This is a genomic window from Aquiflexum lacus, assembly GCF_015476655.1.
Taxonomy (GTDB): domain Bacteria; phylum Bacteroidota; class Bacteroidia; order Cytophagales; family Cyclobacteriaceae; genus Aquiflexum; species Aquiflexum lacus.
Map to the genome: position 1 here is coordinate 22,385 of NZ_JABFHF010000010.1, position 12,517 is coordinate 34,901.

At 37.2% G+C, this 12,517-nt stretch carries 9 protein-coding genes; 5 read left to right on the forward strand and 4 right to left on the reverse strand.

Translation table 11 applies throughout. The features are described from left to right. The first annotated feature begins 131 nt into the window (after nt 1–131). The 5 genes from HMJ38_RS10615 to HMJ38_RS10635 all read left to right on the forward strand — a co-directional run bounded on the left by HMJ38_RS10615 (nt 132) and on the right by HMJ38_RS10635 (nt 8,203). On the forward strand, nt 132–3,512 hold the full coding sequence (locus HMJ38_RS10615; RefSeq protein ID WP_194974378.1) for a methylmalonyl-CoA mutase family protein: 3,381 nt from the start codon (nt 132–134) through the stop codon (nt 3,510–3,512). Between the two features lie 111 nt (nt 3,513–3,623). Beyond that, nucleotides 3,624–4,040, forward strand: a complete 417-nt coding sequence (locus tag HMJ38_RS10620) for an OsmC family protein (RefSeq protein WP_194974379.1) — start codon at nt 3,624–3,626, stop codon at nt 4,038–4,040. Continuing rightward, the gene (locus tag HMJ38_RS10625; protein WP_194974380.1) at nt 4,037–4,276 is read left to right on the forward strand and encodes a hypothetical protein; all 240 of its coding nucleotides are present in this window, start codon (nt 4,037–4,039) and stop codon (nt 4,274–4,276) included. The genes HMJ38_RS10620 and HMJ38_RS10625 overlap by 4 nt, the downstream gene beginning before the upstream one ends. A gap of 28 nt (nt 4,277–4,304) precedes the next feature. Beyond that, nucleotides 4,305–5,309: a Cache sensor protein gene (locus tag HMJ38_RS10630; RefSeq protein ID WP_228780002.1), complete on the forward strand. Its 1,005-nt coding sequence runs from the start codon at nt 4,305–4,307 to the stop codon at nt 5,307–5,309. Next, nucleotides 5,306–8,203 (forward strand): PAS domain-containing hybrid sensor histidine kinase/response regulator, encoded by a 2,898-nt coding sequence (locus HMJ38_RS10635; RefSeq protein WP_194974381.1) that lies wholly within the window; start codon nt 5,306–5,308, stop codon nt 8,201–8,203. Before HMJ38_RS10630 ends, HMJ38_RS10635 begins: the two co-directional genes overlap by 4 nt. An 8-nt stretch (nt 8,204–8,211) precedes the next feature. Here the strand turns inward: HMJ38_RS10635 and HMJ38_RS10640 are convergent, their stop codons facing one another. The 4 genes from HMJ38_RS10640 to HMJ38_RS10655 form a co-directional block, all read right to left on the reverse strand. After that, nucleotides 8,212–9,513: a dihydrolipoamide acetyltransferase family protein gene (locus tag HMJ38_RS10640; RefSeq protein WP_194974382.1), complete on the reverse strand. Its 1,302-nt coding sequence runs from the start codon at nt 9,511–9,513 to the stop codon at nt 8,212–8,214. Between the two features lie 83 nt (nt 9,514–9,596). Then, on the reverse strand, nt 9,597–10,862 hold the full coding sequence (locus tag HMJ38_RS10645) for a competence/damage-inducible protein A (protein ID WP_194974383.1): 1,266 nt from the start codon (nt 10,860–10,862) through the stop codon (nt 9,597–9,599). Further along, complete coding sequence (locus tag HMJ38_RS10650; protein WP_228780003.1) at nt 10,849–11,352, reverse strand: dihydrofolate reductase; 504 nt, start codon at nt 11,350–11,352, stop codon at nt 10,849–10,851. The genes HMJ38_RS10645 and HMJ38_RS10650 overlap by 14 nt, the downstream gene beginning before the upstream one ends. 227 nt (nt 11,353–11,579) lie before the next feature. Continuing rightward, entirely contained in the window at nt 11,580–12,509 is a 930-nt protein-coding gene (locus HMJ38_RS10655; RefSeq protein WP_194974385.1) for a DUF4412 domain-containing protein, read from the reverse strand. Nucleotides 12,510–12,517 lie beyond the last annotated feature (8 nt).

Sequence of the window (12,517 nt, forward strand, 5' to 3'; positions counted from 1 at the left end):
CATTTAAACTGTGGTTTTAACGCTGTGATTTTTCTTATCTTCGCAAACAGAAAATACCATGAGCTAAAAGTTGGAAGTTGATCCAAACTTCCAATTTAGGTTTTTTGTTAGATTACATAAACCCAATTAAAATGTCTTTTTCCCAGGAAATTTACAAACCAGAGAATCATATTAGAATTGTGACAGCCGCATCTCTTTTTGATGGACACGATGCTGCTATCAATATAATGCGTCGAATCATCCAATCCACCGGCTGTGAGGTGATTCATCTAGGGCACAACCGATCAGTTCAGGAAATTGTGGATTGTGCCATTCAAGAGGATGTACAGGCAATCGCCATTACCTCCTATCAAGGAGGCCATGTTGAATTTTTCAAATATATGTATGACCTCCTTCAGGAAAAAGGAGCAACTCATATAAAGATCTTTGGTGGCGGTGGTGGTACCATTTTGCCTGAAGAAATCAAAGAACTTCATGCGCATGGGATTACAAGGATTTATGCTCCTGACGATGGGAGAGCCATGGGGCTACAAGGAATGATCAATGATTTGGTGAAAAAATCAGATTTTCCTCTTGGTCAGAATGTGACCTATGATGGGAGTTTTGACAAAACAGATGCCAAGTCTATTGCGAAAGTGATTTCAGCAGCGGAAAATTTTCCTGAAGAAAGTAAGTCAATGCTTCAGGAAATTAAAAATGCTGCGTCAGAAAGTAAAGTACCTGTTTTGGGCATTACAGGAACAGGTGGGGCAGGGAAGTCCTCTTTGGTGGATGAGTTGGTCAGAAGATTTTTGGTGGATTTTAAGGATAAGAATATCGCCATCATATCTGTTGATCCATCTAAAAGAAAAACAGGCGGGGCATTGTTGGGAGATAGAATCAGGATGAATGCCATTAACAGTCCCAGGGTGTTTATGCGGTCCTTGGCCACAAGGCAATCGAATTTGGCGCTTTCCAAATATGTTCAGGATGCAGTAGATATAGTCAAAGCTGCCAATTTTGACCTGATTATCCTTGAGACTTCTGGAATAGGCCAATCAGATACAGAAATCGTCGAGCATTCGGACATGTCACTTTATGTGATGACCCCGGAATATGGGGCAGCGACACAACTGGAAAAAATCGATATGCTCGATTTTGCCGATATTATAGCGCTTAACAAATTTGACAAGAGAGGCGCACAGGATGCCCTTAGGGATGTCAAAAAGCAATACAAACGCAATCATAATCTTTGGGATATTGCAGATGAGGATATTCCCGTTTATGGAACAATTGCCTCCCAGTTCAATGATCCGGGAATGAACAATCTTTACAAATCTATACTTCAAAAATTGGTTGAAAAGACGGAAGTTGATCTGAATACTTCTTTTGAAGTCAGCAATGAGATGTCTGAAAAGATTTTTATCATTCCTCCCGCAAGAACAAGATACCTTTCTGAAATTTCTGAAATCAATAGAGGCTATGACAAATGGGTAGAAGACCAAAAAGAAGTCGCCCAAAAACTCTACAGTATCAAAAAATCCATAGAAGCCATTAATTCGTTGAATGTTGATGATGAGGATAGATTGGTCAAGGAACTTGAAGAGGTTTATGAACAAGTGGCTTTGGGCCTTGATCCTAAAAACAAAAAATGGTTGGAGGAATGGCCTGAAAAAAAACAGCGGTACGCAGATGATTTTTATGTTTTCAACGTCAGGGATAAAGAAATCAAAATTCAGACTTATTATTCCTCTCTTTCCCAAACCAAAATCCCAAAAGTGTCCCTACCTAAATATGAAGCGTGGGGAGATATCCTTAAATGGGGATTAAAGGAAAATGTACCCGGTGAATTTCCCTACACAGCGGGTGTCTTTCCTTTCAAAAGGGAAGGTGAAGATCCTGCCAGGATGTTTGCAGGAGAAGGTGGGCCCGAAAGAACAAACAAACGTTTCCATTATGTTTCAAGAGGTCTGCCTGCAAAAAGATTGTCAACGGCTTTCGATTCAGTAACCCTTTATGGGGAAGATCCGGATTATCGACCGGATATTTATGGCAAAGTCGGTAACTCAGGTGTAAATATCTGTTGCTTGGATGATGCTAAAAAACTCTATTCAGGTTTCAATCTTGCTGATCCTATGACCTCAGTTTCGATGACAATTAATGGTCCTGCAGCAACGATGACGGCATTTTTTATGAATGCGGCCATAGATCAACAGTGTGAAATTTATATCAAGGAGAATGGGCTTGAACAGGAAGTCAATTCCAAAATCGAGGATTTATACAAAGCCAAAGGAACTCCAAGGCCAGCTTATAAAGGGATTATTCCAGAAGGTCATGATGGTTTGGGTCTGATGCTTTTGGGAGTTACCGGTGACGAGGTATTACCTGATGAAATTTATCAAAACATCAAAAAAGAAACCCTCAAAAAAGTCAGGGGAACCGTTCAGGCAGATATACTAAAAGAAGATCAGGCTCAAAATACTTGTATTTTCTCCACGGAATTCTCATTGCGTTTTATGGGAGATGTGCAGCAATTTTTTATTGAAAACGAAATCAGAAATTTTTATTCTGTTTCAATTTCAGGATACCATATTGCTGAAGCGGGTGCCAATCCGATTACCCAATTGGCTTTGACATTATCCAATGGGTTTACCTATGTGGAATATTATGTATCCAGGGGAATGGATATTAATAAATTTGCACCAAACCTTTCTTTCTTTTTCTCCAATGGAATAGATCCCGAATATGCTGTAATTGGTAGAGTGGCACGGAGAATCTGGGCAAAAGCCATGAAATTGAAATATGGGGCCAATGAGCGTTCCCAAATGTTGAAGTACCATATTCAGACTTCAGGCAGATCTTTGCATGCCCAGGAAATTGATTTCAATGATATCAGGACTACACTGCAGGCATTATATGCAATCTATGATAACTGTAATTCATTGCATACCAACGCTTATGATGAAGCTATTACTACTCCGACAGAGGCATCTGTCAGAAGGGCCATGGCCATTCAACTTATAATTAACAAAGAGTTGGGGCTTGCCAAAAATGAAAATCCGATACAGGGTGCTTTCATAATCGAAGAACTTACAGATTTGGTGGAAGAAGCTGTTTATAAAGAATTTGATAGAATAACCGAAAGGGGAGGGGTTTTGGGTGCTATGGAAACCATGTATCAGCGTGGAAAAATCCAAGAAGAAAGTCTCTATTACGAAACTTTGAAACATACAGGTGAATACCCAATCATAGGAGTAAATACATTTCTTTCTTCGGAGGGTTCTCCAACAGTGACACCCGGAGAAGTAATCAGGGCAAATGAAGAGGAGAAGGTTGGACAAATCAATACTTTGGAACTGCTAAAAGCAAGGCATCAAGACAATTCACAAGCTTACCTGAATGAACTTCAAATGGCAGCTGTTCAAAATGATAATATTTTCAACCAACTAATGGAAGCAGTTAAATTCTGTTCCTTGGGCCAAATTACAAGGGCGCTTTATGAAGTAGGCGGTCAGTATAGAAGGAATATGTAATATTGTAATATTGAAAAATTTCAAAATTCGAAAATTTAAAAATTGTAAACTCCTGGTTTGGTGTTAATCTTTCAATTTTTCAATTTTCCAATCTTAAAAAATAAATAAAAAATGAGTAAAAGAAATGTTACGCTCCGCATGAAAGCGGATTATGAATATGAAGCTACCAATCTTCAGGGGAATAAGGTGGATATTGACATGTACGATGCGCCGAACAAAAAAGCCCAATCCCCGATGGACTTATTACTCTCAGCTTTGGGGGGATGTTCGGCAGTTGATGCAGTGCTGATGATGAAAAAGAAAAGGAAAATCATTGAAGACTTTTATATCGAAATAGAAGGAACCAGAAATGATGGAATTCCGGCATTTTATACGGATATAGTCTTGAATTTTGTCATTGTATCTCCGGATGCTACTGAGGAGGAGTTCAAAAAAGTCGTAGCACTTTCCGTGGAGAAATATTGTTCGGTGGCCTCTTCACTCAAATCTAATATTACTTTTACGACAGCTGTAAAACGTCCTTTATGAGAGTATTAAAAGAGTTTACAAAAGAGCAAGTTCGGATTTCAGTTTTTTCGTGGAACAATAAATACCTGATTAAATATGAATTAGGTCCTATGGAACAGACTTTTAAAATACCAGAAACAGATATTTTGGATGAATCGGAATTAGAAGGATTTTACAACGGAGATTTTTTTAAGTCTGTTATTCAAAGATTTGAAGAAATGGGACAAACTTTTCAAAAACAGCTTGAAAATCTTTAGCTTTATGGAAGCACCTGAATTTTAGATAATGAAGACATCAATATATTTGGTTTATTTTCTATTGTTGGTTGTTTGTTCCTGCAGTCCATCCGTTTCAACTGAAAACGCTGAATATTGGTTTGAACTTGAAGCGATGGCTTCGCTTATGGACCATGACCTGAGGGGACTTGAAGATGATATAATAAGCTTGGGTCACTTTACAGAGGATCTTTTTGAGAAACAAGATGAGTTGATTTCTAAATCAGATAAATCAAAGTATGTCATAAAAGGCGTTGCTGCCAATGCTGCACCGAATGCGGACTCAACTATGAGTTCTTTGTATATACCGGATATGGGTCAAGATCTTGAGTCTGTCAAAAGAATGATTTACATTACCAATCCACTCGATAGCCTATTTAAAGAGATTGTGGAAAAAAAGAAAGTGGTTTCTCAAGTGTATTTTAATTCCTCGGCACAGATAAACAGACTTTTTCCGCCCTATGATGTATATAATATGCTAGAACCGAATTTAGATCTTACCTCATTTAATTTTTATTACTTAGCGGATGAAAAACACAATCCATCCAAAAGTACAGTTTGGGTTGAAGATATTTACATTGATCCGGTAGGAAGAGGATGGATGATATCATTATTGCAGCCAGTTTATCATGAAAGCAAGTTGATGATGGTTTTAGGATTTGATATTACTGTTAATGATATCATTGAATCCTATATCAATAAATCAAATAGGATTTTTCTCATAGTGGACGCTACCGGTACTGTAGTGGCCGGTAAAAACAAAGCGATAGAAGCCCTTTCTTTTCCCCCTTTGAAAAACCATACCTATACGCAGACAATTACTTCTGATAGCTTTAGGGTTGAAGATTTCAATTTATTCAAAAGTAAAAGTAAGGAAGTCAGAAAAATGGCTTCAGATATCATATTGGCTGGAGAAAAAATATTTGTTTTGGATGATGAAAGTGATAAAATGATTATCAGGGCCCAAAGGATTGATCGACTTAATTGGTTTATACTCGATTTGGAATTACAATGAGATCAAAAATCTATTCTTCTTTTTCATTTAGCAAAGGGTATTATAGATGGTTTGTAGCCATTGGGATCTCTGTAGTCTTATTGGTTTTATTTTTGTCTTATAGTTTTTTCCTTGTTCTCAAGGAAAATCAAATCAATTCAAGGAAACAGACATTTTCCAAGCAGGTAGAGCTTGCTGCCAAAGATATCCAAAACGATTTTTCTTCAATGCATGATGATATGTTGTTTTTTATAAACAATCTTGAACCATGGACTTATGAACGAACCTCAAATGAAGAACTTGCCTTTGAAAAAAGAGCAAGAAGAATTTTCAATAACCACAGGGATGTATTGGATACCATTGTGGTCACATTCCCAAATACAATAGTTTCATTTCACTTTGATGATCAGAATAATTTCTTGAAATCAATTTACGAAAGCAGTACAGACGTACCAAAAAGTAAAAACGAAATCATTCTTTCAAACCCTGTCAAGGACGTAAAAATAGATATAAAAACAAATCTGGAGAGGTTTTTTGTCTACAAATTGGGTAATTATTATCTGGGTAAATCGGGGGACAAATTTATTTATGACGATGGAGAGTACCTTACTCTTGGTTTCGAACAGCAATTTGGAGACTACGTTTTTGAAGGGGCAATTATTTCAGAAATTACACAAAATGTCAATGAAGGCTTAAAAGGTGACTACATAGGTTATATCAATTCCATAGATACCAAGGCGAAGTTAAAGGTGCTTGTTCACCAATATCCTTTCAATCTTGCCGCCTATGACAACAAGTTTGCAGTTGTTTTTATTCAAGATATTACCTACATAGGTTTTTCGGTTTATAGTGCCTATTTCTATCTTCTTTTGGGATTATTGGTTTTATTGGTATTTGTAATTTTGATCCTGTATAAGTTCATCAAAAACACCCAATATGCCAATGAATTACTTTCAAGAAACTCTGAAGAAATAGCAGAACTTTTTAGAAGACAAACTCTTTTGCTCCAGGAATCAAAAGGGTTTATTTACTTCCAGAGTTCGGATGGGAACATGACCAAAGTCGGGGATGAGGTTTATAATGTTCTGGGTTATACCAAAAGTGATTTTATCAGGAATTTTAAAAGCTATATCATAGATGATGATAATGTTCGGTTACATAAGATTATACAGGGTGCAATAAGAGAGAAAAAAGAAGTTGTGACCTCCCAAATTCAATTTAGAAAATCCAATGGTGAGGTAATTATGGTCAGAATATTCGAAAAATTACTTTATGATTCGGAAGGAAAATATCTCGGAAATGTTGGAATCTGTACTGATATTAATGATAAATACGAGTCCGAACAAGAGTTAATCAAAAGTGAAAACAGGCTTAGAGCCGTATTGAACAGCCTTCCGGATTTGATTTTTATTTATAATAATGAAGGTGTTTTTCTAGACTATTATGTTCAGGATGAAAGTTTGTTGCTTTTTCCGGCTTCAGATTCTTTGGGGAAGTCCTTACTTGAAGTGCTTCCTGAACCCTTAAACAAAGAAATGATGGAGCTATTTGACAAAGTAGTTCAAACCGGAAAATTGCAGACACTAGAATTTGAGCTGATGCTTACCATTGGGAAAAGGATATTCGAAACAAGAATATTCAAGCTGGATGAAGGTAGAATCATCTCAATGGCAAGGGATATTTCCGCCCAAAAATTATGGGAAAAGGGTCTTCAAGAAGCAATGTTGTCTGCTGAGCAATCAAATAAAGCGAAGTCAGAATTTTTGGCCAATATGAGTCATGAGATTAGGACTCCTATGAATGGGCTTCTAGGCATAATTGGTCTACTGAAAGAAACCAAACTTGATGATATTCAAAAAGAATATGTGGAAATTATCAAGGATTCGGGAGAATCATTACTCAATATTATTAAAGATATTCTTGATTATTCGAAAATAGAGGCAGGGGAAATGTCCCTCAATTCTAAGGTTTTTAATTTGAAAAAGGAAATTGAGAAGTCTATAAGGATTTTTTCAGGATTGATAAGCGAAAAAAACTTGAATTTTACCTATCATTTTGATTCCATGATTCCGGAGTATGTGGAATTGGATAAGGAAAAATTGATTCAGGTCTTGATCAATATTATAGGAAACGCCATTAAGTTTACACCTGATGGAGGTAATATCAGCCTCAAGATTTCAGGAGAAGAAATTCTGGAAACAAACACCATCCTTCATTTCGAAATTTCCGATACAGGAATAGGAATACCTGAGGATGAGATCAATAAGCTTACCATGCCATTTGTTCAGGTAGATAGTACAAATACCAGGCAGCATCAAGGAACTGGGCTGGGTCTTGCAATATCTCACAAGTTTATCGAGTTGATGGGCGGGGAATTAATTATAAAAAGTGAGATTGGAGTTGGATCAACTTTTGCCTTTTCAGTATTTGGTAAAATCTGGAAGGAGAAGAAAGGAAATTCGGATGAAGAAATTATTGAGGACGATGAGTTTGGCTTATTGGATTGGAAAAATATGGCCGAACATTACCCTCTTAAAATCATGATAGCTGAAGATAACAGAACAAATCTTAGATTTATGGATATGCTGATGGGCCAATTAGGGTATTCGTATGATGTGGCATCCAATGGCAAAGAAGCTGTTAACTTGGCAAAAAACAATGATTATGACTTAATATTGATGGATATCCAAATGCCTATCATGAACGGACTTGATGCTTGTAGGCAGATTAAAAAATCACTTCCCAATTCAGTGGAAATCATAGGGCTTTCTGCGAATGCTTTTCAAGAGGATGTGGATAGGGCACTTGAAGCTGGGATGACAGCGTACCTTACCAAACCTGTTAAAATTGAGAATCTTGCTGAGATTTTTAAAAAATACGCGGAAAATAAGCACAATAAAAAAGAGGTCGAATGACCCCTTTTCTATAACTCGGTATTCAGATCAAAAGCTTCAAGGTAGTCAGCAACTCTTCTGACAAACATTCCTCCCAAAGATCCATCAACGACCCTATGGTCGTATGAATGTGAAAGAAACATCTTGTGTCTTATGGCTATCACATCACCTGTAGGCGTTTCTACTACTGCAGGTTTCTTCTGAATTGCGCCAACGGCCAAAATAGCTACCTGTGGCTGCATGATAATCGGCGTGCCCATGACATTTCCAAATGAACCTACATTAGAAACTGTGTATGTGCCACCAGCAAGCTCGTCAGGAGATAGTTTATTGATTCGAGCACGGTTTGCTAGATCATTTATTTTTTTTGATATCCCAGTCAGATTCAATTCGTCCGCATTTTTGATAACAGGAACGATCAAATTACCGCTTGGCAAAGCCACAGCTACCCCAATATTTATGTTTTTTCTTTTGATAATGTTGTCACCATCAACAGTAATATTGATCATAGGAAAATCTTTGATGGCTCTTGCAACTGCTTGGATGAAGAATGGCGTAAAGGTGAGTGGTTCGCCTTCTTTCTTTTTAAAATTATCTTTTACTTTATTTCTCCACAAAACAATATTTGTGACATCTGCTTCAACAAAAGAGGTCACATGCGGGGAAATCCTTTTTGAGTCCACCATTCTTTGCGCTATCATTTTGCGCATCCGGTCCATTTCAATGATTTCATCCTGTGCTGACATACTCATTTCGACCTTTGGAGAGGTATAGATTGTCTCAGGTGTAGCAATAGGCCTTGGCTTTGTTCTATCTTTTTCTTTTAGAAAAGTCAACATGTCCTGTTTCGTGACCCGTCCATCTTTACCAGTTCCTAAAATCGAAGCCAATTCATCTTTACTTATTTTTTCCTCTTTTGCGATACTCAATACCAAAGGAGAGTAGAATCTGTCGTCGGCAATGGATGAACTACTCAAAGCCTCAGAAGAAGCGATCAAAGTTGAAGTCTGTGAAGGTGCCACTTCCATCAATTCTTCCTTTGTAGTTGAGATATCTGATTTTACCTGTTCAATTTGACCGCTTTCTTGTTCCTCAGTTTCGATGACGGCAATAGCGGAACCTACAGCCACCACTTCCCCTTCTTTGGCTAGGATTTTTGTAAGTGTTCCACCGTGAATAGCGGGGACTTCCGTGTCCACTTTATCAGTGGCTACCTCCAAAACAGATTCATCCTGTTCGATTCTATCACCTTCTTTTTTGAGCCAAGTGAGTATGGTGCCTTCTATGATACTCTCACCCATCTTGGGCATCAGCATTTCTACAGTAGCCATGTTACTTTTATTTAATTGGGTTTATTTCCAAGTTTTAAAATTAAATTTTATTTTATCGAATACAAAACTCACAATGAAAATTTTTATTCTGTTTTATTCAACAAACATAATCTTAACAAATTCAGAACAGCAACCCCTGTTAATTGAATATTTAGCATTCGGTCTTGGGTAAGCTGTAATTTTTTTGTAATTGTTTTATCCTTCATTGCGCAGGCAATCCAAACCGTTCCTACAGGTTTTTCGACCCAACCACCTCCAGGGCCTGCAATACCACTGCTTGCAAGTCCATAATCTGCATCAAACATTTTTCGGATATTTTGTGACATTTGGATAACCGTCTCCTCGCTTACTGCTCCAAATTCATTTAAGGTTTCAGATTCTACTTCCAGCAATCTGTTTTTATAAAGATTGTGATAAGGGATAAGGCTACCCTGAAAATAATCGCTGCTTCCTGCAATACTTGTCACCAGATGTGAAATATATCCCCCTGTACAGCTTTCGGCCAAAGCAACTTTTTTATTTTGGAGTTTGAGAAGTCTTCCTATCGCTTCTTCAAGGGTTTCTTGGTTATAGCCATAGATATACTTTTCAATGATAGGTTTGACTCTTTCAATTTCTTTTTCGACTTCATCATGAAGTTTCTCATTGTCTTCTCCAAATGCTGTCAGTCTAAGTTTTACATGCCCAAGAGAGGGTAAATATGCCAATTTGATGTGTTTTGGAAGATTTTTTTCCCAATCTTTTATCAAATCAGCCAACCAACTTTCCCCGATGCCTACAGTCTTGATGACTTTATGATAGATGTTAGGGAGTGGAAATATTTCTTTGATTTTGGGTATTACATGATCCGACATGAGTTTTTTCATTTCATGCGGGACACCGGGCATTGACATCCAAATTTTACCGTTTTCATTGAACCACATCCCGGGGGCTGTGCCCAAATCATTGGCCACATAAGTGCATTTAGTGGGTAAATGAGCTTGAAGTCTATTTAGTTGGGTGAGTTCTCTCCCTCTTTTTTCAAAAAAAGTTCTGACTGCTTCCAAAGCCTCCGGTACCAATTCAATATTGCAATTGAAATATTCTGCCAATAGGGGTTTGGTCAAATCATCATTTGTAGGTCCCAATCCTCCTGTCATCAGAATTATATCAGCTCTTTTTTCAGCCTCAGCAAAGGCCGTCAATATAGATTCTCTTGAATCTCCAACGGTGCTTCTTCTCACTACACGGACCCCGATTTTGTCCAGTTCCTGACTTATCCAATGGCTGTTGGTATCGATGATCTGACCATAAAGCAATTCATCACCAATGGCCAGGATTTCAGCTTTGATTTCTTTAATTTTGGTCATTTCGTTTGTAGATGACAAAGTCAAAATCATATTCATTTTTTTCATCACATGGAAAGTGTTCTCGAGAGATTTCATTCCATTGGTCAGGGTCGATAGCTGGAAAAAAAACATCTCCTTGTGGAAAAGCATCTACTTCAGTCACGATAAGTTCATCGCAGATTGGCAATGCTTGAAGATATATTTCTGCTCCACCAATAATGTATACTTGCTCGAGTTTTCTACTGATGCATAGCTTAATAGCATCTTCTAGTGAATGAAAAACATAATGACCTTCAGGAAGCTCGAAATCTCTGTTTCTAGTGATGACAATGGACGTTCTGTTAGGAAGGGGCTTACCAACTGACTCGTAAGTCTTTCGGCCCATCACGATATGGTGGCCGGTTGTCAGTTTTTTGAATAATCTTAAATCGGAACTGAGTTTCCAAATTAATTGGTTGTCTTTACCGATCACGTTGTTTTTAGCTTTCGCTACGATGATTGAAATTTTCAAAATTGTCGGTTGTTTATTTGCTAAGTTATTAAGCTTTGTCAAATCAAAAAATCTTATTCTTCTAAATAAATATCCCATTGTCCAAACCAACCAAATGAATATAGTTTATCTGAACGATGGGATAAGTGCATTAAATTATAGAAATCAGGTTTTTGGCTTATTTAAATTAAAATAAATCTTTCCTTAATTAATTGGTTTTCACGAGTAATTGATTCTTTGAGGAATAATCAATTTTCAAAATTGGCCATGCCGGGATATTCGGCCATCAGGAAACTTTTTGGTTGATTCTCTTTCAAATCAATGACTTTCATTTCCATTTTGCTTTTATCTTTTTTACTTTCCATGTAGGCTTCCATCATGTTGCCCGAAGGAAGGTTATCGAATAAGTCAGGATTATGTTCTTTCATCCTCGCAGTAAGGAATGGATTATTTTGACCCCAAAAGGAAGCCTGACCAGTAATTGGACTTTTCGTAACCCAATAATTGGTGATATTTTCATCCGTCTCGATCAGATATTCTTCACAATCATGGCCCATGATATTTTTAGAGTTCCCGGTTTTTTTGAATGAAGCGTTTAGGTCACTTCCTTCTTCAATTGTACCTTCTTTATCCACAGCTTGACTCATAGCTGCATAATCATAACCAAAGGCCATCCTCATTTTTTGACCGTCATTTTCAAATAAGGTAATAGAAATGTTTCTGTTAAAATCAAAAATCATAACATAGGTTTCGGTGTCATTTTTATCTTTTTCAGAGAATTCCATTCCTGTGATACTTGAATTCTCTGATAAGTAGGATTTCAAAACCACCGGATCTATGGATTTCCCCTTTTCATCAATTCCCGTGATTTCGAGAATCGAATACCCCGTAAAATCATAAGATTCATCAACTTCAACATCATTTTGAATGGATTCCATTATTTTCCCTATGTCCATACCAGGGATTCGTTCCACGTCTTCTGTGCCATAAACATCTTTAAAAACTTTATTCAGCTGTCTCATGGCAAGTTTTTCCATTTCACTTTCTACTTTTCTTTCAATGGCTCTACTTACCCCCCTTTCAGCTGCTTTTTTGAGTTGCTTTGCAAATTGTGCGTGGGAATCAACAGAAATGATTAGAAAAATGATCAATAATAAAAGTTTGATGGTGGTTTTCATATTGTTAT